This is a genomic window from Fulvivirga ligni (genome assembly GCF_021389935.1).
Classification (GTDB): Bacteria; Bacteroidota; Bacteroidia; order Cytophagales; family Cyclobacteriaceae; genus Fulvivirga; species Fulvivirga ligni.
Map to the genome: position 1 here is coordinate 2,992,063 of NZ_CP089979.1, position 24,881 is coordinate 3,016,943.

Here is a 24,881-nt window from a genome sequence, read left to right on the forward strand (position 1 = left end):
ACTTATATTTTCAATTATGGTATGATTACTTTTTAATCAGTTGCAAAGTTTGCACTTCATCTTTCTTATGGATTTTCAATAGGTAAATCCCACTTTTTAGCTCAGAACCAAATTGAAGCTCATTGCTTGTAGGTGTAAATGTATTGATCAATTTTCCACTGCTGTCCAGAAGTTCAAGTTGTTGAACGCTTTCCAAAGATTCTAATCTGATATTAAAATAATCATGACTTGGGTTGGGGTACAGAACTGAAATGTTCTGATTTTCTAAATCATTTCCCAGTCTTGCTGACGTGATACATGCCGGAGCTGAGGCATTGTTTGAGAAATAAATATAGAAACTGCCGGTTTTACTTACCATTACCAAGTTACCACCATCAAAATTGACCCAATAGCTTCCATCTAAACCATTAAATCCACTGCCTGATATAGTCACATCTGGTTGAGATTGATTAAATGATTGGGAGAGGTTTGGTCTCAGGTCTTTCCACCAGGTAGGTACACCGTTATTAGTTTGAATGGAAAACTGATACAAGCCATTATTCTGAAGATCCCAGTTGATGGTGAAATCTGCCACATTACTCAGGTTTGGTCCTCCGCTGGAAACATGGGCGTAAGTGTACCGTTGTTGCCCTGAGGGCAGAGGAGAGTTACGAGGAGTATTAAAAGAACATCCGCCACCTCCAGGATTAGAACTTACCGTGATGGTTACCGAGGCATTATCTGAGTTTCCATGGCCGTCATTCACCGTGAGTGTAACTGTGAAATTACCATTAGAGGTAAACGTGTGACTTACATTGGCACCAGATCCCGAGCTTCCGTCACCGAAGTTCCATGAGTAGGACAGGGCGTCGCCGTCAGGATCGGTGGAGCCAGTACCACTAAAGTTAACTGAGAGAGGAGCGGTGCCAGAGGTTGTGCTGGCGTTAATAGAGGCGGTAGGAGCGCCGTTCCCGCCTCCGCCTATGGTAGTGCCCCAGTTTTTCATTATATCGCGTACAAACACTCCGGATGTTGTGAGGTCACCAGTGCTCCACCCACCTGTGCTGCTGGCACCTGGTTTCAGTATTGAAGCGCCTTCCACCTTGTCATGCACTGACCAGTTTACATGAGTAATGCCATTGGCTTTTAGAAATTGCATCCAGGAATTAGTTTCATTTACTGCAACAGCACCATCGCCATTGGCGTTCACAGTTCCATATTCGGTTACCATTATGGCAATGCCATTGTTCATAGCTGTGGTAGCTTTGTCTCTTAAATACTGACCATGTGTACCAGCATAGAAATGCAATGAATAGGCGATATTAGCATATCCTGTAATCGGATTTTGAGAGGCCACATCTACATCCTGTGACCAGGTGGGTGAACCCACTACAATCAAATTATCAGGATCTATGGCTCTTATCGCAGCTATAACTGCCTCAGCATAAGGCTTCACCTGCCCGCTCCATGATGCTCCACCAAGTGGCTCATTATAAATCTCATAGATTACGTTGTTGGTGTTGCCATAGGTGCTAGCCATTTCCTGGAAAAAGCTGATCGCCTGAGATTGATAATTTTCCGCATTATGCGAATGCCAATCTATTATCACATAGATTCCTTCAGAAATTGCGGCATCTACCACAGCTTTTACCCGGTTTTTATTGCCGGTAGGGTCAGTTAAGTAGCCTCCGTCGGCTTCTACCCCCATAGCCGCGCGTACTATGGTAGCTTCCCAGTCATTCTTTAGCCAGGATACGGTGCCCGAGTTGTAAAATCGTTCTGCGCCCCAACCGGTATTACTCCAGAAATAGCTGTTGCCGGCGAAGCTTTTTTCTTGCCCACCACTTAAAATGCGATTGCCACTTACTGTGAGGGGAGGTTGAGCTTGTAAAAGGGTTAAGGTAAAGGTTAATACAATAGCCAATAAGACTTTGCTTACAGCAAAGAATTGCGTCTTCACGTGTGTCATAAATGTATATGTTAGGTTGAACTTTGATTAATAATGTAACAATACACTTAAGCAATGGTCAGCTCATGTAAGATAATAGTGAAGACTCAATTTTTATGGGCGAGTTTTTTCTGGAAATAGGTATAAAGTTCAGTATTCATGACAAGTAATAGCATGCCATAGAAGGTATCTTCCACAGGTATGGTAAACATTCTAATATCAAGGTTTTCCTCGTTGTTATACCAAACCACCTCTTCTGGGATGAAGCTTCCTGTTAATATGCCATTGATGATGAAAAATGGTATGAGTATAATAAGAAAAGTTAGATAGAATCTTTCCAACGGAATATCCAAAAGCAGCAGTACCAGGAGCAAGACCGACAGGCTGATGAAAGTGGTGGAAGTATAGGCCTTGGATAAGTTTAATAGAGCGATTGAAAATAATGAAATAATTAAGAGGCCGCTGATGATTTTGTGTATTGGTTTTAATGGAGGACGACTAACCAGATGGCCCATGGCAAAATAGGTGAAGGTACAGGCATAAGGTATAGTGATAAAGAATAACCATTCTTCTATGGGCAGGCCAAAGAAGTATAACCCTGAGAGGTATCGTGGATTAAAACCCCAAACCCCCCATTTGGTGAATTGAACATCCCATACAATGAAAATTACGGCAGGAATTATAATGGCAGGAACCAATGCCTTCCATGTTTTAGAGAAGTTTGCTTTTTTATAAAAACTGCACAAAAACGGGACTGATATAGCTCCAAGATTGAGCATTAAATAAAGCCATTTATCGCTCATTAGCCTTGTTTGATGTCGCGGTTTTCAAACTTTTTAGGAGCATACAGGAATCCAAAAGCCTCACAATCTTCTTTCGTATGCTTCTTATGATGGATATGGTGCGCTTTTATCATTCTATTGAGGTATTTGGAACGATTACGTGGCCACCATTTTACTCTTTGGTGAACAATGATATCATGAAAGACCATATAGAATAATCCATAACACAATATGCCTATGCTTACCGCAATAAGATATGGATTATATACCACCAGAGTGGAATAATAAAACAAGCTGATGCACGGAATGCTAAATACCAGCGCAAAGAGATCATTACGCTCCAGCGTATGGTTATGATGCTTATGGTGAGATCTATGCCAAGACCAAAGGAAACCATGCATAATGTATTTATGAGCAAACCAGGCTACTCCTTCCATAAATAGAAAGACGCCAATTACTATGGCTGCACAGATAATTATTAACAATGCTTGAGGCATACTTAAACAGTTACGGGTTTAGCTTTAAAATAGTCTTCTAGTATTTTATATCTGTGTTCGAAAATGCTTTTTACCTGCTTTTCTACAAATAGCCAGTTGGCAAACCTACCAATAGGTCCAAAAGGAATAGCATAATTAACGATGTCCGTCATGAGCACACCACCGGGCGTTTCCTCGAAATGATGCTGGTGGTGCCACATAGCATATGGGCCAAACCGCTGCTCATCTACAAAGAAATGAGGCTCACTTACATGGGTGATTTCGGTAGTCCACCTAACAGGCACTGAAGGCAAAACGTTCACAATATACTTTATGATCTGACCAGGATACATGCGGTCTCCACCAGAAATATATTTGATGTTAAAACCCATGTGTTCGGGTGTTATCTTAGCCAAATTTTTAGGCGTAGAGAAAAAACCCCATGCTTCAGGCAGGCTTATAGGCAGCTCTTGCTGTCTCGTTAAATTATAAACTTTCATCCTCTCAACTTAATTTCGTGTTCACTATGTTTTTTGCCATCTGCGGAAAGATGAGGAAGTGGAAGGGGAGTACACCATACCAATACATTCTGCCCCAAATACCCAGTGGCCTAAAGGTGGCTTTTTGAATAAGAGTGCTTTTGCTTCCATTTTCTTTGATTTTAAACTCCAACCAGGCTTCTCCGGGAAGTTTCATCTCTGCATATAACAGCAACCTTCTTTCTTTTCTATCTGCCAATAACACCCTCCAGAAATCCAGCGAGTCTCCGGCCTTTAAATCAAATTGACTCCTGCGACCTCGTCTCAAACCTACACCGCCTACCAGTTTATCTAGAAAGCCTCTGATCTTCCATAAAGAATTACCAAAATACCAGCCTCTGGTTCCTCCAATAGACCATAGGTTCTCTTGCACTTCATCAGCACTTCTTGAAAACTCGATTTTTCTGATGTCATGAAAGCAACCATGCTCGGGTACATCCACAAAATCCATGAAGTCAGTTTTGAAGCGTTTACTGGTGACTGCATCGGTCCAGCTGGAGATGACATTCTTCTGACTAATCTTACTAAAAGCCATTTCTAAGGCCTCTTTGTAGGTGTATTTTTCTATACAAACCACCTCATCAATGCCTTCATTCTCCACTATGACGTCATGTTTCATACTGTCTACCAGATTCCTGGCTAGCGGGAAGGAGGTGGAAGTAACGAAATAAAGCCAGAATGATGATAGCTTTGGGGTAAGCACTGGCACTGATTGGATATGCCTGCTAAGCTTCCTTACCTCGGCATACTTATATAGCATCTGCTTATAGGTGAGCACATCCGGTCCACCGATATCGAAAACTTTATCAAAGGCCTTTTCTTTGTTTAGTACTCCAGCCAAATATTCCATTACATTCCTTATACCTATGGGCTGGCATTTGCTCTTAAGCCATTTCGGAGCCAGCATTACGGGTAGCTTTTCAACCAGATCCCTGATGATTTCAAACGAAGCGCTGCCAGACCCAATGATGATAGCAGCTCGTAAAACTGTAACTGGCTTCTCACTGGTCTTTAAATATTCTTCTACCTGCTTTCTCGATTCTAAGTGTTCAGATAGTTCATCAGCATTGGTGATGCCGCCCAGGTAAATGATCTGTTTTGCCGTTGTGTTCTTTATATAGCCTGCAAAATTCAATGCGGTCTCTTTTTCTTTCTCTGAAAAACCAGAGTAGGAGCTGGTAAGAGAATGCACCAAATAATAAGCAGCATCGATATCCTTCGGAAGCATATCCAGGCTTTTCGGGTCTGAAAGGTCGGCCTCTTTCACTTCTACCTGACGTAGGAAATCATCATCAAAGTCATCCCAATCGAACCTTCTTTGGTCTCTGACCATACAAACTACCTGATGTCCATCATTTACCAGGATGGGGAGCAATCTTCGTCCTATATAGCCTGTGGCACCTGTTAAAAGAACTTTCATTAGTTAATGGCTGCTTTATATTTCTCTAATGTGCGCTCACGTGCTTCCTTATGGTCTACCATAGGTTCAGGATACTCGTCAGTGTCATATTCAGGTATCCACTTTTTTACATACTTAAGTTCGGCATCAAACTTCTTTAGCTGAGACTCAGGGTTAAATATTCTGAAATAAGGTTGAGCATCTGTTCCTGTGCCCGCTGCCCATTGCCAGCCGCCGTTGTTAGAGGCTAATTCATAATCAAGTAGCTTCTCTGCGAAGTAAGCTTCGCCCCATCTCCAATCTATAAGTAGATGTTTGGTCAGAAAGCTGGCTACAACCATTCTCACTCTGTTGTGCATATATCCTGTGGTGTTCAGTTCTCTCATGCCGGCGTCTACCATAGGATACCCGGTTTTGCCTTCACACCACTTTTTGAAGTCTTTTTCACTGTTTCTCCATCTTAGACTGTCATATTTGGTTTGAAAGTTTTCATTGACAACTCGTGGAAAGTGCCACAGTATCATTTGATAGAACTCTCTCCATATCAGTTCATTAAGGAAGGTGTCGCTGGTTTCTCTGGCGTGAGAGGCTACTTTTCTTATGCTTACAGTTCCATGCCTTAGATGAATGCCCAGCCTCGAGGTGCCTTTTTCGGCAGGATAGTCCCTCATTTTTGCATATTCCTTCAAGGTTTTGTCACTTACATGAGTAGATGGAATTTCTATATCAGACTTTTCAAACCCCAGTTCTTTCAGTGAGTAGAACTTCAGCGTTTTGTTCTGATAAAAATTGGTGAAATAAAGCGCTGATGATACACTTTCAAAATCCTGTTTAGTGGCTTTTTTACGCCATAATTTACTGTATGGAGTAAAAACTACATAAGGATCTCCGTCACTTTTAACCACTTCATCTTTTTCAAAGATGACTTGATCTTTAAAAGTATGGAAGCTTATGTCATTCTTTTCCAGAAGCTTACCAATATTTTCATCACGCTCTCTGGCGTAAGGCTCGTAGTCATGGTTGGTATAAACCCCTTCGATTTCGTAATCTTTAATGATCTCTTTCCAGGCCTTTTCAGGGCTGTCATATTTTATAAGCAGTGAGCTTCCTTTTGATTTCAGGTCTTCATTGATGCTGGTAAGCTGATCATGTATGAAGTTTACCCGAGCATCATCTTTTGGGAGCTCATCGAGTATGTTTTTGTCAAATATAAAAAGTAGTAATACTGGTAAATCCTGCTCCAAGGCTTCATGCAAGCCTATATTATCATCTAGTCTTAAGTCTCTTCTAAACCAGAATACGTTTATTTTATCCATATCTAATAGTTTCTGATCATGCCTGTTCAGAGCACGATCTTTTGCTTAATAAATGTTGGAATAAAAACAGCTTCCGGCCGGGGGATGTTTTTAGGCGAGCTTCAGGTGCTTTACCTTCTCAGGAAAGCTTTCCATAATAATCTGAAACCAACGGGTAAACAACTCAGGCTGAGCCTTTAGCTTGTTTTGTAATTCCTCAAGTCCTATGTATTTCCAATCAGATACTTCCTCTGTATTGATATTAGGTTCGTTGTCAGAATGGGCTATGAGTACGTGGTCCAGCTCGTGTTCACTGAGTCCGTTATCAAAGGATACGGAGTAAATGAATTTGTATAGAAATTCTGGATCAGCTTCCATGCCCATTTCTTCAGCAAGCCTTCTTTTGGCTGCCTCTTCAACGGTTTCTCCTTGTCTGGGGTGGCTACAGCAGGTGTTGGTCCATAGGTCAGCAGAATGGTATTTATGAGAAGCTCTTTTCTGAAGAAGCATTTCTCCGTTAGAATTAAACACTAACAGCGAAAAAGCTCTGTGTAATAAACCCTTCTCATGTGCTAGCATTTTCTCCTCAGTACCAATCTCCTGGTCTCTGGAATCGACCAATATAACCTTCTCCATTCTAAAGTAAGTTTAACCTATGTTTCAGATAGGTGTAAAATAACAAAGAAAATTTCTGTTGATTGGGTATTCTTATCCTTCTTTTCATCACGTGGGCAGAAGGTGTTCTTTTTATCTTTTTAAATAGTGCGTAATAATAGATGTAGGCCAGATATACACCGAATTTGGCACTGTAGGGTAGCTTTTTAATGCCAGCAAGTCCCATTTTAAAGTCTTTTTCAATATCGGCCTCTATTTCTAATTTATGGCTATCGTTAAAATATTGCAGCTCTACGCCTGGGAAGTATGTTCTTCCTAGTGTGAGGTAGTCATCTCTTAAATCTCTTAAGAAGTTAATTTTTTGGAAGGCTGACCCCAGTTTCATGGCGTAAGGCGAAAGCTCATCATATTGCTTTTGTTCTCCATTACAAAAAACTCGAAGGCACATGAGCCCCACCACCTCAGCCGATCCAAGGATATATTCTTCGTATTTAGAAGAATCATAGGTGAGTGGATTAAGGTCCATTTCCATACTATATAAAAACTGATCTATGAGAGAGGTTTCTATGTTGTATTGTCTTACCACCTGCTGAAAGCTATTGAGAATAGGGTTCAGGCTAATACCTTCTTCAATGGCTCTGTAGGTGTCATCTTTGAATCTCTGGAGCAGACTTTCCTTATCATATTCATGAAAGGTGTCTACTATCTCGTCAGCGAATCTTACAAATCCGTAGATGGCGCAAATAGGGTCTCTCAGCTGCTTATCCAGACAGCGTATACCCAATGAAAACGAAGTGCTATACTGATGTGTAGTTATTCTGCTGCACTTAATGGATACCTGGTCAAATAACTCTTTCATGAATGTTTGTTGGTTAGCTTAATGATTTCTTTAGCTGCTACTTCACCGGAAATGATAGCGGGGGGAACACCCGGCCCTGGCACGGTGAGCTGTCCTGTGTATAATAAGTTACGAACTTTTTTGCTGTGCATTGAAGGTTTTAGTATGGCAGTTTGCTTTAAAGTATTTGCTAAACCGTATGCGTTTCCTTTAAAGGCATTATAATCCTCTATAAAATTTTTATGAGCGTAGCTACGCTTGAAGATTACATGCTCTTTGATGGATTGCTTAGTAAGCTTTTCTAACCTATCTAAAACCAGATCATAATATCTATTTCTAGTGTCCTCATCATCTTCTAAACCTGGAGCTACAGGAATTAATATGAAGAGGTTTTCCATGCCCTCAGGTGCGCAGTCCGTATCTGTTTGTGAAGGACAGCATACATAAAATAATGGTTGAGTAGGCCACTGCGGCTTCTCATATATTTCAATGGCATGCTGCCTAAATTCTTCATCAAAGAATAGAGTATGATGTAGAAGGTTTTTAAGCCTTTTGTTTACACCTAAATAGAATATTAATGATGAGGGAGCCATTTCACGGTTATCCCAGTATTTCTGATCGTATTTTCTAAATTGCTTAGGAAGTAATTGCTGCTCTACATGATTGTAGTCTGCGCCTGCCAAAATATAATCGTGGCTTACTTGCTGATTACTGTGATTGACGCCCAGCGCTTTTTGACCATTCATCCATATACTCTCTATGGGAGTATCAAACTGGAACTCTACACCTAGTGATTGAGCCAGTTTATACATGGCTTCTACTATGCTATGCATACCACCTTCAGGATACCAGGTACCCAGACTCATGTCAGCATAGTTCATAAGGCTGTAGAGAGCGGGCGTTTTCTCGGGCATAGCACCCAGGAAAAGCACGGGAAACTCCAAAAGCTGAATCAGCTTCGGGTTTTTAAAAAACTTCCTTATATAATCGGAAATAGAATTAAAGACATGTAGCTTAAATACCCCTTTTACTAATCTGCTGTCAAAGAATTCGGTCACAGACTTGCCTGGTTTGTATACCAGATCATTAATGCCGACTTCGTATTTATATTGACCTTCTTTTAGAAATGCTTTGAGCTGATCAGCACTACCTTTTTCTATAGACTCGAATAACTCATAGAGTTCATCCATAGTGGCGGGTACATCCATGATGTCATCCTCGCCGAAGTAAATGCGATAGGAGGGGTCTAACCTTTTTAAAGAGTAATAATCTGATGTGGTTTTACCAAAATGGTTGAAAAACTTTTCAAACACATCTGGCATCCAGTACCAACTGGGACCCATATCAAAAGTAAACCCCTGAGAAACGAACTTGCGTGCTCGTCCACCAGGGGTAGAGTTTTTCTCGTAGACCTTAACTTTGTATCCTGAATTGGCTAGATGTGAGGCGGCTGAAAGACCCGAGAACCCCGAGCCAATTACAGCGATACTTGTTTTAGTCATTTAGTTCTTTCATAGTTACCTGGCGTATGCCACCAGCTTTTTCTGTATCTCTTTTCGTGCGTGAAAAATTCTGTTCTTAACGGTACCAATTGGAATTTCAAGATGATCAGCTATTTCATGATATTTATAGCCGTCTACGTGCATTCTAAATGGTTCTAATAAGTCAGATTTCACGTCGTTTACACAGTTCATGATATCCTCGTACTCGTACGAAGTATCCGGAGAGTGAAAAGTGTAATCATCAGCAACATTTAAATAGTAAAGCTCTTTTGTGTCATCATGAGTAGTTTTTGCTCTTTGTGCTTTTCTGTAGTTGTTTATGAACGTATTTCTCATGATGGTGTAAAGCCATCCTTTTAAATTTGTATTCTGCTTAAATTTATCTCTATAGGTCAGCGCCTTTAGCACTGTATCCTGAATTAAGTCTTCTGATTCCTCCTGATCTTTTGTAAATCTTCTTGTGAATAATTCTAAAGTATCTTTTAAAGAGGCGATTCTATGGTTAAACTCAACAGCGGTCATAATTGTTTAATGAATTTAATGAAATGTTAAACAAGATTAAATTTTAAGACTAACTTTTTTTAGAATTATTCAATCGGGTAAGGCTGAATAATGCACTCAAGTCAGTGTATTGACCATAAGATGAAAAATCATGCTAGAATCTTAGCTGTTCAGATTTCCTTCGAATATTTTTTTTAATTCGTGGATAGAATAAAATAGATCGATGTTTTTTGGTGTTTGGAGGATGTTATTTGTAATGTTTCTACCTGAAATATATAGGTGTGACTTGGGGAATTTGCGGGAAAATAGGGTAAAAAATTCCACACTCCAGTTCTCAGAAGTCGAGACTGAACTAATGGTAACTAAATATTCAGGTTGAACTTTTGTTATGCAGGTTTCCAGGTCTGACAAGGGTACATGCTGTCCAAGATAGATGGTTCTATAGCCCATGTTGCGAAGCATGTAATTACAATACAACAATCCTAGCTCATGAAGTTCCTCAGGAGGTAAAAATAAAATCACTTTTTTTCTATCAGGCTCATTTACAGGCGGTAAATTATCGATAGCTACGATGAATTTTTGCCTGATAAGGTTAGAAATAAAGTGTTCCTGAATGGGGGAGATGTTATTAGATAGCCAGAGTATGCCTATCTTCTCCAGGAATGGGTATATAATGCTCAGTACAGTATTATCAAAGCCAAACTGACTGATGTAGTCATTCAACAAAGCTTCGAACAGCATCTCGTCCATATCTACCATGGCTATGGACAGCTGATCAATGTAGGTGCTATAGTTAGAGTTCTGCTGACTTACCTCGTCTATTTCATGGGCCAGAGCATCCTGCGTAAGGGCTACAATATTGGAAATTTTATAGCCATGGTTATACAGGATCGCAATGTTGAGAATTCGTTTTAAGTCTTCGTCAGAATAAAAGCGGATGTTGGATGCGGTTCTTTTGGGTTTGATCACCTGATACCGCTTTTCCCATATGCGTATAGTATGAGCTTTAATGCCTGAAAGTTGCGCAAGCTCTTTAATACTGTATTTACTCATGAGGTAGAATGGGAAACTTTATTTTATCAGGATACTAACAGTGAAAGTGAGAGAATGTTGTAGAAAGGGCATAAAAAAAGCCTTGATGTAAACACCAAGGCTTTTTCTTATAGTATTTCTGAATTACTCAGCTATAACGTTAATTTTAACATCGTGCTTCACATCTCTATGAAGGTCGATAGTAGCTGTGTACTCTCCAAGATCTTTGATATTTTCGTTGAAAGAGATTTTCTTCTTGTCAATATCAAATCCTTTAGATTTTAATTTTTCAGCTACCTGAGTAGTAGTGATAGCACCGAAAATTTTACCGCTTTCACCAGCTTTCGTACCGATTTCGATAGTCATATCGCCAATTTTAGCTGCAATTTCTTCAGCATCTTTCTTTATTTTTTCTGCTTTGTGGGCTGCTTGCTTGATGTTCTCAGCGATCATCTTAGAGTTAGATTTGCTAGCAATGATAGCAAAACCCTGAGGAATCAAGTAGTTGCGACCGTAACCTGGCTTCACCTCTACAGTGTCATTCTTGTAACCAAGTCCTTGTATATCTTGTTTTAATATTACTTCCATGATAATTAAGCTCTTTTCTTATTTTAAAGAATCGGTTACATATGGCAATAAAGCTATGTGTCTAGCTCTTTTTACTGCCTGAGATACTTTCTTTTGGAATTTTAAGCTAGTACCAGTTATTCTTCTTGGTAAAATTTTACCTTGCTCATTTACAAACTTCAACAAGAAATCAGGATCCTTGTAATCGATGTATTTGATACCGTTTTTCTTGAAACGGCAGTATTTGTTCTTGTTTTCGTTCCTGTTTACAGGTTCGTTCATTAATGTCATGATGCTGGCTCCTCCTTAGCCTTCTTCTTATCTTTTCTAAATGCTCCTTTTCTACGCTTTTCGTTATACTCGATAGCGTGCTTGTCTAAAGAAACTGTAAGGAATCTCATGATTGCCTCGTCTCTTCTAAACTCAGTCTCTAATTTGTCTACAAGCTCAGGATTCGCCTCAAATTCAACCAGGTTATAGAAACCAGTAGATTTATGCTGGATAGGATAAGCCAGCTTTTTTAGTCCCCACTGTTCTTCATTGATGATGTTTGCTTCACCATCTTTCAATACCTGTACGAATTTTGCGACAGTATCCTTCATCTGCTCCTCAGACAAAACGGGATTTAAAATGAATACCGTCTCGTAATTTTTCATAAAATCAGTATTTTATAAGTGATTAAAATTTTGGTCTGCAAAACTAGTTATTCTTTTTTATAAATCAAAAATACCCTTAATATTACTTCATGCTTTTATCGGGTTATCACAGACTAATTTTTGTATTTCTTACCATTACAGGGCTCTGCTCTAATCTCATGGCGCAATCGGCAAACGACAATATGAAGGAAGCTATCCGCCTTAATGTAGGAAAACCGGTCAATTCTCATACTGAGAAGAATACGGTGGAGGCTGCATGTATTAATGAGGAACTAACCGGAAAATGCATTAAGTACCATAATGATCAATGGTATATATTTAATACAGATAGCGCTTCACATTTATATATTAATATCTCTGATCAGAAATGCCGTGATTTACTGGGGGTGCAGTTAGTAGTGTTTGAAGGCGATCTTTGCCAGCCTCATACCTACAGCATGCTATCCTGTGTTTCTCTGGCTACCCAGGACGATATTTTTGTTGAGCTTGAAAACCTCAAGCCTCACCACGACTACTGGATTAATATTGATGGCTATTTACATGACTTTTGTGCCTTCGCTCTGGAAGTTAATGCTAAGCCAAACGGTGTATCGGCTGAGAAAGTGGAGGTGCTGAATGACTTTGAGGCTCAGGCCAATGGTAATAAGGTATTATTAGAATGGAGCATCCCTGATTCTCTGCTACAGCAATGTAAGGGAACCAAAATACAGCGCAGAGAGCAGTCAGCGTTTAAATTCGGTGAATTAGAGGAGGTGCCCATGAACTACAATGCTTTCGGAAATGCACAGCAGGATTACTTTTACACCGATAGTCTTTTTAGACCAGGTACATATTATTACCGATTGATACTTGAGCTTCAGGGAGAAAGAAACTATTTGGTGAAAGAGGTATATTTCCATATTTCTGATGGGCCTGATAAAATCACCTTGCCGCTGGATTTTGACAAGGGATCGGAAATTCAGATTACCATTATTGGTGGTGAACCTTCAGAGACGCTGAGCGAATATCATTTTGGCTATAGCCCTGCTGATGATAGAGAACATGTATTATTTACTGACCAATTTCTTGCAAAGGGGATACGATATGTGGAAATTAAGGTGGTGGATTTAGACCATGATTACCATCAGACATATTATGCTGATTTAGAGAAGGGTATAGTGAAACGTTATTAAAATCCTTATTGAATAAAACTTCGTAACTGGTTTATGGAAATTTCCATTATCATTCCTACGTATAATGAAGAAGCCAATATTCTCCCTTTATTACATTTTTTAGAAGAGGAAATTAGCGGTAAGTCGGCTGAGATTATTGTGATTGATGGAGGTAGCACTGATGCCACCAGGACGAGGGTGATGGAAACATCCGCCAGATTTATGCTAAGCGAAAATAAGGGCAGAGCTTTTCAGATGAACGAAGCTGCTGAGGTGGCCAAAGGAGACCTTTTGTATTTTGTGCATGCAGATACCAGGCCGCCGGTAGGGTTTTATGAACATCTACTTAATGCTGTCAATAATCGAATCAAAGCGGGCTGTTTTACATCAATTTTTGATTGGGCGCATCCTTTTTTGCGATTTTGTAATTGGTTTTCGAGGTTGCCTTTTTGGTTTTGTAGGGGCGGTGGGCAAACACTATTTGTAAACAAATGGTTATTCAAGCACCTGGAAGGTTTCGATACTTCTATGATGATCATGGAAGAATACGATTTTATAGAGCGGGTGAAAGAGGTGGAGAGATTTAAGGTGATTAAGGAAAACGCCATATCCTCTGCCAGAGATTACCGGGCTAACGGAGCTGTAAGGCTTCAGATGATCTATGCCTATGTATTTTTCTTATACTCCATTGGAGCATCTCAGGAGAAAATGGTAAAGACCATTAAAAAGCATGTGGTAAAACCTTCTAAATCATGTATAGATTAAACGAAAAATAATGAAAGCTGTGATTAAATATATGTTTATTCCTTTGATGCTTATATCTGTAATGGCTTGTAATAGTACAGCCAGAAGCAGTTCGGCTGAGCCTCCGTCTCATAAGCTTTGGGATGAACTAGTGAAGAGGCACGTAGATGCAGAAGGATTAGTAGACTACAAAGGCTTTGTAAAAGATAAAAAGCAGCTGGAAGAATACCTGAGTCAGGTAAGTAGTCATGCACCGGATAAGGCAAAATGGTCTAAGGCTGAGCAGCTGGCCTATTGGATCAATGCTTACAATGCATTCACTATCAAACTGATAGTTGATAATTATCCAGTGGAAAGTATTCAGGATCTGCACCCTACTTTGAAGATTCCTGGAATTAATACCGTGTGGCACAAGAAGTTCTTCAAAATAGGAGGCAAGGAGAGCAGCCTTGACGAGATTGAGCATGATATACTTAGAAAGGAGTTTAATGAACCAAGAATACACTTTGCCATTAACTGCGCGTCATACTCTTGCCCTCAGCTTAGGAATGAAGCTTATACCGCACCGAAGATTGAACAACAACTGAAAGAGCAAGCCATATCATTTGTTAATGATGGTAAGCGTAATAAAATAGAGAAAAATCATGTTGAGCTATCCAAGATATTTAGCTGGTTCACCAAGGATTTTACTAAAAAAGGCGATCTGATCGATTTTCTAAATCAGTACAGTAAAGTCAAAATCTCCAAAGATGCAGATATAGATTATCTGGATTATGACTGGAGGTTGAATGAGCAGGAGTAATTTAATCCTTACTAGATCGTTTTTTTTACTTTAATTAAAAGTTCTGGATAATAAGAAAGTAAAAGGGTAGCCACACCAGTGCAGACAGAGTATCTCAAATCATGCATTCCATATAATACTGGAACCTAAACGGCTAATAAACTTACGGAAATCTTGGAGCTGATTATCTTTTTCAATTGATTTTAGTGATAGCTTAAACCGTTTTCCTTTAATCGTTCGCAGATACATGATTGTGCCATTTTGTAAAGAATTGTATACGCAATAAGCTCCAAATAGAAGCGGAATCACAGGTATTACAATTTGTTCAATATATATCGTATGCAGAGTTCCATTGACATATGCGAGATAAAGCTTTACTGAATAGTAGATGAAGAAAAGAACCAGGCCCAAGCCAATAGTAAAAATAACACCCCAATTTTTCAATTCCTTTCCCTTTTTCACTTCTATTTTTAGGATCTCAGAGAATAATATGCTTTTATAGTTAAAGCGGTCTCGTAGTAAATGAATACCCTCATCAGATAGTCCGAATTCTTTTGTTTCAAAAATATAGCTGTTCATGTTGTATAGAATTGATTTTGGATAGTTTAATTTAATATATCATATCTCCTCCAATAAGGATTCACCATGGGACATATCTCCTGAGGTCCATTGCCATTTTTCATGTAGGCGTACCTTGCCGGAAGGTAAAACCTCAGGTGTAGACTGACAAATGCCAGTCATCAATTCACCTTTAGCGTTGATTTGATGGTACCTCATGTTGATGTTTCCATCTTCATCTACCAGGCCAATGAGGTGTCCTTTTTTGATCTGACTACCGCTATATTCACAGGTTAAAATATTACCCTCCTGATGATAATGGAAAATAGTATCCTCGGATATCTCACCATTTTCAGAGTTGCTCAGTGGTCTAAACTTTTTATGGTGGTAGTTCATAGTTGGGTGGTTTAAGTCATTGCAAATTACTTATAATTTCTTTCCTACAAACCTCACCACGGAGCCTGTGCCGTTATGATACTTTCCCTCTGATAGCTCATTGAGTTCTTCCTTCAGGTATAAGTTTTCATAATTGCAGAAATCATTTTCTATTTCTTCTGTAGAAAAAAGAGTCTCCAGGTCTCTGGGGCCTCCTACGGCAGGATTTTGCTGCACTATGGGTAGGTGACTTTTGCTAAATGCTTCAAATATGATGATGCCACCAGGCTTAAGGTATAGATTCAGTTTTTGGTGTAATTTTGACTTGATCGGGCCTGGAAAGTGAGCATAAATGAGCCCTATAGCATCAAAGCTGCTTTCTTCAAATGAGAGGTCATTCAGATCGCCAACAATGTATTGCAAGGGCACCTGCTTGTCTATGGCCAGAGCCATTGCCTTTTTTTTTCCTTCTTCGCTTAAATCCATGCTAGTGACGTCCCAGCCTTTTTCAGCGGCAAATACACCATTTCTGCCTTCACCATCTGCCGGCATTAGTATTTTTCCAGGGCTTAATTTTTCTAACCAAAGCTTAAAGAATTCATTAGGAGCGGAGCCGTAGGCAAAACCGGTTTCTTCGTAGCGATCATCCCATTTTTGTTTTGACATATCAGTTGTGTTTTTTGGTAAAGGTAAGGTTGCGAAAGGTAGGTAGGATAGGAGATATGTGAAATACAATAGTACTTATTTGTACTTCTTGCGGAATGCTTCTGGTGAAAGGTCCATATGCTTTTTGAAAAACCTGATAAAGTAAGAAGGATCAGTATATCCCAGGTGATAAGCGATTTCATTGACCTGGTTATTAGTAGTGAGTAGGTGTCTCTTAGCTTCCAGAATTATTTGTTCATTGATTATTCCAGAGGCGGTTTTACCAATTAATTTTTTAGTGATTGCATTGAGCTGGTAAGTGCTAAGATGAAGATTGTCAGCGTATTCTGATACCTGTTTGCAAGTTTGAATGTTGGCCTCTAAGAGCTCAGTGAAGGTATCCAGTTTCTCTTGTGCATGAGTCTGGTCGGTAGATAAAACAGCTTTTTTCTGTTGACGATTTAATTCAATAAACAAAAGGTTCATCCATGATCCGATGGCCTCTTCAAAATGTTGCTTTTGTTCCAAATACTCATTTTCGATGCTTTTGGTGATGAGAATAACCTTTCGAAGACTTTCCTCGCTCAGTTGAATCGGGCTATTTTGAGCTAGTGATCTGAGATGGCTGGTTTGGGTAGTTGAGAGCAGTTCTTTGCCAAACTGTAGGATGTAACCATGTGCAGGTTGATTGATATGTAGCGCATGGACCTGCCCCGGCTTTAATAAAAACGCGGAGCCTGCCTTGACTTCATATTCTGCAAAATCGATCGCATGAATACCATGTCCTTTTTCTACGATCAACAGGTAGTAAAAGCTATGCCGGTGTAATGGTTCGGAGAGTTCCTTTCTGGATAGGAGGGTGTGGAGATTTTTTATTTTGAAATGTGAATCACTGGGCAAATCAGAAAGTTGGCGAATTGGTATATCACTCATTATTTGCAGTTTTCTTGTATCAGGGCATTCACTTCATTACCATACTTTTCCTCAAAGCCCAGTAAAGAGGATTTAAAGAGATCTTCGCAGGCTAGTTCCATATTTCCTTTTTCCAAATGTACCAGTGCTCTATTTTTATAAGCATAGGCATTTTCTGGGGCTAATTGCAGGGAAGAATTAATGTCATCCAGCGCCTCATCTAACTTTCCGAGCTTGTATTTTGCAAAGCCTCTGTTGTTGAAGGTAAATGCGTAGATTGTAGAAAGCGTAGGGATATTTTTTGTAATCCTAATTAGCCTGCTATGATCCAAAATCGCTTTCTCGTATAAGTTGGCAGATGTATACAGCAACGCCCGTTGTTCAAAGGCAAAATAATCGGTTGAATCAATGTCTATGGCTTTATTCAGGTATTCCAATGCAATGTCAGGTTTATTTTGTTTTCTATTTACTGCACCTAGATAACTAAGAGCATTGTAATTATTTGGCTTTTGTTTTAGAATAAGTTCGAAATCCTGCTCGGCTTCTTTGAGCATGTTTGTTTTATAATGAAGTGAGCCTATGATTGATTGTATTTCAAGATCATCTGTATACTTAAACTGATACTTTTCTAGTATTTTCAATGCTTCTCTATCTGAATAGAGATTGGCTTGGTGATATATCATGGCCTTATAGATATTAGCCTTTTCATAATTATTAGTTTTGGTAGCCTGATTTATTGAATAAACCGCAGAATCTAGCTCGCCGGTAGCTGCATGAATGCGACTTTTAATGGTCCAAGCCAGCTCATCTTTGGGGTAAGATGCTAAGTAAGAATTTATTATAGTTAGAGCCTCATTGTACTTTTCCTCATTAAAAAGCTGAGCAGCATTTTCCACTTCATTAGGTGGCTGCGCACAGGCTGTTAAAATCGAAATATTAATTATTATTATAAGGAAGTGAAGAGCTCTCTGCATAGAGAGATAAGAAGGATTTGAACAGAACATTGAATTAGATTTAAGGTCTTTGCGCTAAACCGATTTAATTTCCCAACTTTAAGGCTGTCTATTCACGATAAATCTGATTAATGCAATGAAATACTACGTTAAATATTTTTTACTCTTTTTCCTATTTTCCACAACAGCTTTTGCCGCTGAGGTAGATACTGTTACTACCCACAGTACATCCATGAACAAGGATATCAATGCTGTGGTGATTACTCCTAAAAGCTATTCTAAAAAGAAGCAGTTTCCGGTGGTGTACCTTCTCCATGGCTATTCTGGTAATTATAAAGAATGGGTAAGGAATGTACCTAAGATTAAAGATTTGGCCGATCAATACGGGATGATTATCGTTTGCCCTGATGGTAATTATGGCAGTTGGTATATGGACAGCCCAGTGAAAAAGGAATCGAAATTTGAGACTTACATCGTAAAGGAATTGGTTAGTTATGTAGACAAAAACTATAGTACTATTGCCAAAAGAGAAGGGCGTGCCATTACTGGCTTGAGCATGGGAGGTCATGGAGGCCTTTATCTGGCATTCAGAAATCAGGATGTTTTTGCCAGTGCAGGAAGCATGAGTGGAGGTGTGGACTTAAAGCCGTTTCCAAATAACTGGGAATTAGCCAGTTTACTAGGCACTTATGCCGAGCATCCAGAAAATTGGGAGGCTAACAGTGTAATTGAACTGACTCACCTGCTTACGCCTAATTCATTGGCCATTTCTATTGAGTGTGGTACGGATGATTTCTTTTATGCTGCCAATGTAAAGCTCCATGAAAAGCTAGTTTACCATAATATTCCTCACCGTTTTACCTCAAGCCCTGGCGGACATACCTGGGAGTTTTGGAGTAATGCTATTGATTATCAGCTGGCGTTTTTTAACGTTCAGTTCAATAAGAAATAAATCAAATCACCAAAACTGTTTAAAAGCAGTTTTGGTGAAGTATTTATATTACCATCATGCAAGTGATGAAACCGCCTATTAATGTTAATTGCGTTATAAAGCCTATCCACCAGTTTTTCTTTCTGGCCTTTGGTGTGTAAATGGTTTTGAAGTCTCTTTTTCCAAGGTAGAATACCAGCCGGATTAAGGCTCCAAGCCAAACTGTAAACTGAGGCTGAACCTCAGCTGCGTTTTTAACATCGAGGTCGCTATTTTGAGAGTTTTCTTTCACTATTACTGTGACATGAAAGAATTAAGGTACCCACTTTTACTCAAAAAGCTTTGATAATCAGCAATATTTAGGATTTCCTTAACGGCAGTTTTTTTATCTTCAGCGTTCTGGTAGTAAGCTTCGCATATTTTATACCCCATCCAATAGCCCATATCCTTCGGCATACCTTCTTTTCTTTTGCCACCATATAGCCAGCCATGGTAGTTTTTGTCATTCATTATTTGAGTAAAATCCTTGCATAACTCTTCTTCATGTTCACTGCCATATTGAAATGAATATCGGTCACTGAGGTCGGAGTCAATCATAAGGCCGGCAATGAAATCAGCGGCCCCTTCTCTTATGCACTGCCCTAGTAAGGTGATCGATTTAGGATAGTTCTGATTGAAATGCACAGATTCATGCGCTACCATAAACTCGGCCGTAGCGAGTTGACCTTGTAGCACTTCTACTCCTATGATTATGCCATTTTTGGAGGCCGTTCCGCCAGAATTGAAAGCCCCTATCACATAGTAGGTGGTAGGAAATTGTGCCTCAGGATAGAGAGATGCTAGCTTCTTATAATAAGTAAGTATCTTCTGATTAACGATGCTGAGATCTAACTTGTCGCGAATAGCCAGGTAATCGTCTTTTCGTTTTTTTACCGTTTTTAGAAGGTTTTTATCGCTCTCAATTCTGTAGGGAATAAAGTCCTTGAGGCCGACGGAACCCTGGTCTAAGTATTCAGAAAATGGATTTTTTTCTATGTCCATTTTATCATAAGCAGCCCAGAAATTATCTATGTCTGTAGTGATAAATTGAGCCTCACCTGGATCAGACGACATAAGCGATTGAGCAAAGAGGGCAAACGGTAAGCAACTGAATAATAAGGTAATAATAGGTTTCATAGGTAAATTAGGTTTTTACCTAGAGACATGTGAAAATTACGAAGGTTGCAATTTTTTAAATAAAAAAGCCGGTGTATTCATTATAATACACCGGCTTTCATACTATATATTCAATCAGTTACAAGTCACATTGTCTTCAATGTAAATAGTGGTACCATGCAAAGTTTCAAGATCACATACATCACTAGGTATAGATGTAAGGTTGTTGGCCGCGAGGTTTAGGGTGTTAAGATTAGTGAGCTGACCAATCTGCTTTGGTATAGCGGTCAGTGAGTTATCTCTTAAATTGAGGTAGGTCAATTGAGTCATTGAGCCTATGGAAGTAGAGACCTGAGTTATGCTATTGCTTTCCAGATGCAAATAGGTTAATGAGCTGAGACTCCACATTTCTTCGGGAATGGTGGTGATATTATTGCTCCAGAGTGTCAAAAACTGAAGAGATGGGAAGTCATCAATATAGGTAGGAATAGTTTCTATTTCATTGCTCGTTAATATCAAATTCTCCAGCTTCGGCATCTCGCTTAAGGGCTTGGGAATTGAGGTGAAAGCATTGCTGGAAAGATTCACATAATCTACATTTATTAAATTGCTCATTTCTTCTGGTAAGTCAGAGATCAAATTATCACTCATCCAAAGAAGCTCCAGACTTTCTATTTCAGTGATAACAGTAGGGAAAGAGGTGAGACCTGCACTTGCCATTCTGAGCTGTTTTAAGGATGTGAGATTGCTAAAGCTTTCCGGTAAGTCACCAATGTTATTATCGGAAAATGAAAGGCTTTCTATTAATGTCAATTTGGTGATTTCAGGATCAAATTCAGTGAAATCATTGCTAGTCAAATTGAGGTATCTGATTTTATTCAATGCTCCAAAATTATCTGGAAGTTCTGATAAGCTGTTTGCTGATGCGTTTAAAGTGGTTAGATTAGTTAGCTGAGTAATTTCATCGGGCAGCTCCGTAAGTTGATTGCCACTTAATCTGAGCACTTCCAGGTTAGTTATATTGCCTAATTCATGAGGTAGAAAAGTGAGCTCGTTATATTCAAGATCGAGTATTCTAAGCATTTCAAGTTGATCAATCTCTCTTGGTACATATTTTAGCTTTGTTTCATCTAAAAGCAAGTTAGTTACTTCATCACCGCTATTGACGGTTACCCTGTTCCAACTGCTTAAATCAGCATTTTCACTGTCCCATCCCAATTCATTTCCAGGGTTCAGATTATCTATTTCTGTCAGTACTTCTTTATCTGATAGTACAAGACTCACATCCACCATATATTCCGCAGTACTTCCATCTTCCGCGGTAACGGTATACATTACAGGGAAAGCGAAATTTTGAGGGCCAGTAGGTGAAACGGTAGCTCCTTCACTGATTTCTATTTCAGGGGTTAGGGCAGTTCTGTCTATCCAGCCGGTGTAAACTACTGAAATGGTCTTAGAAGATTCTTCTATGGTTAAATCCAAGTCACCATTTAGCGTAGAGTTTTCACTGTTGGCAAACATAAAGCTGGTGATTTCTTTCTCATCATTCAGCTCTACCGGAGTAGGGGCATCGTCATCTTTTTTACAGCTGTAGAGCGATGTTAGTATTATTAATGTCAGGAGGTTGAGGTAATATATAGTTTTCATTTTTTTTTATGTTTTAATTAATCACATGCGCCAAAAATGGTAGTGCCATAGGTATCCTTCAAATTACATATTTCTTCAGGTACATTACTCCCATGTCCATTGCCATTGATGTAAAGGCCTTTAAGGTTGGATAACTCGCCTATTTCTTTTGGTATAGAATTCAGTTGACGACAATTATCGAGATGTAGCCTGTAAAGTTTTTTTAACTGGCCAATCTGAGGAGATACGTAGTTAAGCTCACTGTTTATGCCACAAGAAAAGTATTCAAGGTTAGTCAACTTACCTATTTCATCTGGTAATATCTCAAAATCATTCATGTGAATAAGTAATATCTTGAGGTTCTTTAAATACTGAATTTCAGGTGGAATATTCGTTAAACCGATGTTACCAAGAGTCAACTTGGTGATCACCCCATTAACCATTTCAATTCCATCCCAATTCTCTATATCATCCGATCTAACGTCCCATTCTAGCCCCCAGCTGTCAGGATTAGCATTGTAAATAGCTACCAGAGCATCCTTTTCATTCATGACTTTCACTTCGTAGTCAGCAGTAGATCCATCTTCAGCCGTTACCGTGATGGTGCTCTCATTGCTGAAATCATAGGCGCCAAAGACATTAATGGTAGCGCCTGAAGATACTTGAATGTGGGGTACGAGTGAAGTTTTTAAAGTGGCACCTGGAAGCACAGCTGTTATGGTGTGATTTAGGGTGTCAATTTCCCCAATCACATTGCTGCCGATCGGGTTTTCGCTAATGAGAAATTGAAAGGATAATAATTCCTTTTCACTACTCAGCATAACTGGGGCTGGGCCATCGTCATCAGAACCGCAGGCTGTAGCCAACAGAAAAAATGTCAATAATATAAATGCTGTTTTTTTCATATTCATAATTTTAGAGCTATTCGCAAGGGGTACTGCCTCTGGATATATAAGTTTCGTACATGTCTTCCATCTCACATATTTCTGAAGGGATGGCGCTTAAACCAGTGCTATAAATGTCTAATTGAAATAAATGGGTCAATTGCGAAATTTCTGTTGGAATGGAAGTAAGGTTCGGATTATTGTCTAATCTCAAATACTCAAGGCTTCTTAGGCTTCCAATTTTTGGAGAAATCGTTCTTAAAGGAGGATTGGAACCTACTGAAAGCACCTTGAGGTTTTTCAGGCCTTCGATTTCATCAGGAATTTCACGCAAAACGTTTTCGCTAAGAATTAAAGTCTCAAGGTTACTTAGGTATCTAATTTCAGGTGGTAAATAGTATGCATTATTGTTGGAGAGATCCAATCCTACCACTGAGCCATTACTCATTGTAACGCCGTCCCAGTTCTCTAAATCATAGGTGCTTGAACTCCATGAGGCAGCACCAACTCGGGATAGGCTTATTAAGGCATCTCTTTCATTCACTACCGTGATGGTATATTCTGATTTAGTGCCATCTTCAGCGGTGATGGTCATGGTGATTTCATTATTAAAATCATAAGCTCCATGAATGTCGGTGGAGGCGCCTTCTGAAACTCTTATTTGGGGCACTAATGAGCTCTTCAGTGTAGCACCGGGAAGCACAGCTAGCACAGTATGATTGGCACTATCTACTTCACCTATCACATTGCCATCAATCGGGTTTTCACTAATTAAAAATTGAAAGGATAATAATTCCTTTTCACTACTTAGCATAATTGGGGCTGGGCCATCGTCAGACCCGCAGCCTGAGAATAAAATGAGGCTTGCCCAGCAGATAAAAATAAATTTCTTCATGATTGATTTAGGTTTAATAATCACAAAGTTATTATCACTGCCCTTGGGCGGGTAGGAGGTATGTAACACTCTTTAGGAAATATGTAACATATGCCTTAAAAATGCCTTGCAAGCATCATAAAGTATTATTCAATTAGGGTTTAACTTTTAATATGTTACAAAAAGAATTACTCACATGGGGTAGATTCAGTGTACACATCGGTACCATAGAGATCTTCCATTTCGCATATTTCAGCTGGTATTACGGTTACGCCATTGTTATAAAGTCCCAGATAGTAAAGTTTAGTGAGCTGAGCAATTTCAATGGGTAATTCTGTTAAATCCGTGCTTCCAAATATGGCTAATCTCTGTAAGTTTTTTAATTGGCCTATGGTGGCAGGTATCTTATTCAGGTTTTCATTAAGGGCAATAGTTACAGATCTAAGATTCTGTAGTTTCCCAATCTCTTCTGGTAATTCCGTTAAAGGGTTATCGATGAGAACAAGTGATTCCAGATTTTTAAGATAGGCAATCTCAGGTGGAATTTCATAGCACAATACCTCGCTTAAATGAAGCCCGGTTACACTGCCATTATTAGTGCTAACGCCTTCCCATTCGTCCAGATTATTGATAGTAAAGTGCCAGGGCGTTAGGAGAGAGGTCTCTGCTAATTTCATAAGGGCCTCTTTTTCATTTACCACGGTAACTTCATAATTCTTGGTGGAGCCATCTTCTGCAGTAACTGTGAAATTAACAGCAGAGTTGAAGTTGTAAGCCCCTAGTAAATCTACAGTGGCCCCCTCAGAAACCACAATGTGAGGAACCAATGATGATTTTAAAGTAGAACCAGGCAAAACTATAAGTACTGATTGGTCTACGCTGTCAATTTCACCGATGGTATTGTAAGTAATGGGGTTATCCTTAATGAGAAATTGAAAGGATAATAATTCCTTTTTACTACTGAGCATTACTGGAGCAGGGCCGTCATCCTCAAAACCGCAGCCTGAAAATGAGATGAGACTTGTACACAAAATAAACATAAGATTCTTCATGATTGATTTAGGTTTAATTGTAACAACGGCTAGAAGGCATATATCCTAACTTAGGAGATATGTAATATTGGTAATAAAAAATGCCTCAATAATTACTTTCAAATTAAGAAA

Annotated in this window: 29 protein-coding genes; 4 read left to right on the forward strand and 25 right to left on the reverse strand. The window is 39.3% G+C overall.

Features of this window, described 5'->3' with window-relative positions:
• Window positions 1-25 precede the first annotated feature (25 nt).
• The 14 genes from LVD16_RS12735 to rpsF all read right to left on the reverse strand — a co-directional run bounded on the left by LVD16_RS12735 (window position 26) and on the right by rpsF (window position 12,129).
• On the reverse strand, window positions 26-1,948 hold the full coding sequence (locus tag LVD16_RS12735; protein ID WP_233774328.1) for a cellulase family glycosylhydrolase: 1,923 nt from the start codon (window positions 1,946-1,948) through the stop codon (window positions 26-28).
• Between the two features lie 86 nt (window positions 1,949-2,034).
• Complete coding sequence (locus LVD16_RS12740) at window positions 2,035-2,730, reverse strand: lycopene cyclase domain-containing protein (RefSeq protein WP_233774329.1); 696 nt, start codon at window positions 2,728-2,730, stop codon at window positions 2,035-2,037.
• Window positions 2,730-3,206, reverse strand: a complete 477-nt coding sequence (locus LVD16_RS12745; protein WP_233774330.1) for a sterol desaturase family protein — start codon at window positions 3,204-3,206, stop codon at window positions 2,730-2,732. The genes LVD16_RS12740 and LVD16_RS12745 overlap by 1 nt, the downstream gene beginning before the upstream one ends.
• Window positions 3,207-3,208: 2 nt before the next feature.
• Entirely contained in the window at window positions 3,209-3,685 is a 477-nt protein-coding gene (locus tag LVD16_RS12750; protein ID WP_233774331.1) for an SRPBCC family protein, read from the reverse strand.
• Between the two features lie 4 nt (window positions 3,686-3,689).
• On the reverse strand, window positions 3,690-5,144 hold the full coding sequence (locus LVD16_RS12755) for an SDR family oxidoreductase (protein WP_233774332.1): 1,455 nt from the start codon (window positions 5,142-5,144) through the stop codon (window positions 3,690-3,692).
• Window positions 5,144-6,439, reverse strand: coding sequence for a cryptochrome/photolyase family protein (locus LVD16_RS12760; protein WP_233774333.1), 1,296 nt, complete (start codon window positions 6,437-6,439; stop codon window positions 5,144-5,146). The genes LVD16_RS12755 and LVD16_RS12760 overlap by 1 nt, the downstream gene beginning before the upstream one ends.
• 90 nt (window positions 6,440-6,529) lie before the next feature.
• A complete protein-coding gene (idi, locus tag LVD16_RS12765; RefSeq protein WP_233774334.1) occupies window positions 6,530-7,054 on the reverse strand; it encodes an isopentenyl-diphosphate Delta-isomerase in 525 nt (174 codons plus the stop codon).
• A 1-nt stretch (window position 7,055) separates the two neighbouring features.
• Window positions 7,056-7,892, reverse strand: coding sequence for a phytoene/squalene synthase family protein (locus LVD16_RS12770; RefSeq protein WP_233774335.1), 837 nt, complete (start codon window positions 7,890-7,892; stop codon window positions 7,056-7,058).
• Window positions 7,889-9,373, reverse strand: a complete 1,485-nt coding sequence (crtID, locus tag LVD16_RS12775; RefSeq protein WP_233774336.1) for a bifunctional phytoene desaturase/3,4-desaturase — start codon at window positions 9,371-9,373, stop codon at window positions 7,889-7,891. The genes LVD16_RS12770 and crtID overlap by 4 nt, the downstream gene beginning before the upstream one ends.
• Window positions 9,374-9,388: 15 nt before the next feature.
• Complete coding sequence (locus LVD16_RS12780; protein ID WP_233774337.1) at window positions 9,389-9,895, reverse strand: RNA polymerase sigma factor; 507 nt, start codon at window positions 9,893-9,895, stop codon at window positions 9,389-9,391.
• 141 nt (window positions 9,896-10,036) lie between these two features.
• Window positions 10,037-10,927: a MerR family transcriptional regulator gene (locus LVD16_RS12785; protein ID WP_233774338.1), complete on the reverse strand. Its 891-nt coding sequence runs from the start codon at window positions 10,925-10,927 to the stop codon at window positions 10,037-10,039.
• Window positions 10,928-11,050: 123 nt separating this feature from the next.
• On the reverse strand, window positions 11,051-11,494 hold the full coding sequence (rplI, locus tag LVD16_RS12790; RefSeq protein ID WP_233774339.1) for a 50S ribosomal protein L9: 444 nt from the start codon (window positions 11,492-11,494) through the stop codon (window positions 11,051-11,053).
• 18 nt (window positions 11,495-11,512) lie between these two features.
• A complete protein-coding gene (gene rpsR / locus LVD16_RS12795) occupies window positions 11,513-11,764 on the reverse strand; it encodes a 30S ribosomal protein S18 (protein WP_233774340.1) in 252 nt (83 codons plus the stop codon).
• Complete coding sequence (rpsF, locus tag LVD16_RS12800) at window positions 11,761-12,129, reverse strand: 30S ribosomal protein S6 (protein ID WP_233774341.1); 369 nt, start codon at window positions 12,127-12,129, stop codon at window positions 11,761-11,763. Before rpsF ends, rpsR begins: the two co-directional genes overlap by 4 nt.
• 158 nt (window positions 12,130-12,287) lie before the next feature.
• On the opposite strand from rpsF, the gene LVD16_RS12805 reads away from it, so the two are divergent.
• The 3 genes from LVD16_RS12805 to LVD16_RS12815 are packed head-to-tail and all read left to right on the forward strand — an operon-like array spanning window position 12,288 to window position 14,826.
• Window positions 12,288-13,301 (forward strand): hypothetical protein, encoded by a 1,014-nt coding sequence (locus LVD16_RS12805; RefSeq protein ID WP_233774342.1) that lies wholly within the window; start codon window positions 12,288-12,290, stop codon window positions 13,299-13,301.
• Window positions 13,302-13,334: 33 nt separating this feature from the next.
• Entirely contained in the window at window positions 13,335-14,045 is a 711-nt protein-coding gene (locus LVD16_RS12810) for a TIGR04283 family arsenosugar biosynthesis glycosyltransferase (RefSeq protein ID WP_233774343.1), read from the forward strand.
• Between the two features lie 10 nt (window positions 14,046-14,055).
• Window positions 14,056-14,826 (forward strand): DUF547 domain-containing protein, encoded by a 771-nt coding sequence (locus LVD16_RS12815; protein WP_370687644.1) that lies wholly within the window; start codon window positions 14,056-14,058, stop codon window positions 14,824-14,826.
• A gap of 99 nt (window positions 14,827-14,925) precedes the next feature.
• On the opposite strand, the gene LVD16_RS12820 is transcribed toward LVD16_RS12815, so the two are convergent.
• From LVD16_RS12820 to LVD16_RS12840, 5 genes are all read right to left on the reverse strand, one after another.
• On the reverse strand, window positions 14,926-15,384 hold the full coding sequence (locus LVD16_RS12820; RefSeq protein ID WP_233774344.1) for a hypothetical protein: 459 nt from the start codon (window positions 15,382-15,384) through the stop codon (window positions 14,926-14,928).
• Between the two features lie 39 nt (window positions 15,385-15,423).
• A complete protein-coding gene (locus LVD16_RS12825; RefSeq protein ID WP_233774345.1) occupies window positions 15,424-15,759 on the reverse strand; it encodes an avidin-fold protein in 336 nt (111 codons plus the stop codon).
• 30 nt (window positions 15,760-15,789) lie between these two features.
• Window positions 15,790-16,404, reverse strand: coding sequence for a class I SAM-dependent methyltransferase (locus tag LVD16_RS12830; protein WP_233774346.1), 615 nt, complete (start codon window positions 16,402-16,404; stop codon window positions 15,790-15,792).
• 75 nt (window positions 16,405-16,479) lie between these two features.
• Entirely contained in the window at window positions 16,480-17,316 is an 837-nt protein-coding gene (locus LVD16_RS12835; RefSeq protein ID WP_233774347.1) for a helix-turn-helix domain-containing protein, read from the reverse strand.
• Entirely contained in the window at window positions 17,316-18,299 is a 984-nt protein-coding gene (locus LVD16_RS12840; RefSeq protein ID WP_233774348.1) for a tetratricopeptide repeat protein, read from the reverse strand. Before LVD16_RS12840 ends, LVD16_RS12835 begins: the two co-directional genes overlap by 1 nt.
• Window positions 18,300-18,384: 85 nt before the next feature.
• Here LVD16_RS12840 and LVD16_RS12845 point away from each other — a divergent pair, with 85 nt between their 5' ends.
• Window positions 18,385-19,200 carry an alpha/beta hydrolase gene (locus LVD16_RS12845; protein ID WP_233774349.1) on the forward strand — a complete coding sequence of 272 codons (816 nt, stop codon included), beginning with the start codon at window positions 18,385-18,387 and terminating at the stop codon, window positions 19,198-19,200.
• A 43-nt stretch (window positions 19,201-19,243) separates the two neighbouring features.
• Here the strand turns inward: LVD16_RS12845 and LVD16_RS12850 are convergent, their stop codons facing one another.
• From LVD16_RS12850 to LVD16_RS12875, 6 genes are all read right to left on the reverse strand, one after another.
• The gene (locus tag LVD16_RS12850) at window positions 19,244-19,471 is read right to left on the reverse strand and encodes a hypothetical protein (RefSeq protein WP_233774350.1); all 228 of its coding nucleotides are present in this window, start codon (window positions 19,469-19,471) and stop codon (window positions 19,244-19,246) included.
• Window positions 19,472-19,473: 2 nt separating this feature from the next.
• The gene (locus LVD16_RS12855; RefSeq protein ID WP_233774351.1) at window positions 19,474-20,355 is read right to left on the reverse strand and encodes a gliding motility protein GldB-related protein; all 882 of its coding nucleotides are present in this window, start codon (window positions 20,353-20,355) and stop codon (window positions 19,474-19,476) included.
• Between the two features lie 114 nt (window positions 20,356-20,469).
• Complete coding sequence (locus LVD16_RS12860; protein ID WP_305039001.1) at window positions 20,470-21,981, reverse strand: leucine-rich repeat domain-containing protein; 1,512 nt, start codon at window positions 21,979-21,981, stop codon at window positions 20,470-20,472.
• Window positions 21,982-21,998: 17 nt separating this feature from the next.
• On the reverse strand, window positions 21,999-22,865 hold the full coding sequence (locus tag LVD16_RS12865) for a leucine-rich repeat domain-containing protein (protein WP_233774352.1): 867 nt from the start codon (window positions 22,863-22,865) through the stop codon (window positions 21,999-22,001).
• A gap of 16 nt (window positions 22,866-22,881) precedes the next feature.
• A complete protein-coding gene (locus LVD16_RS12870) occupies window positions 22,882-23,739 on the reverse strand; it encodes an SGBP N-terminal domain-containing protein (RefSeq protein WP_233774353.1) in 858 nt (285 codons plus the stop codon).
• Window positions 23,740-23,906: 167 nt separating this feature from the next.
• The gene (locus tag LVD16_RS12875; protein ID WP_233774354.1) at window positions 23,907-24,770 is read right to left on the reverse strand and encodes an SGBP N-terminal domain-containing protein; all 864 of its coding nucleotides are present in this window, start codon (window positions 24,768-24,770) and stop codon (window positions 23,907-23,909) included.
• Window positions 24,771-24,881: the final 111 nt, after the last annotated feature.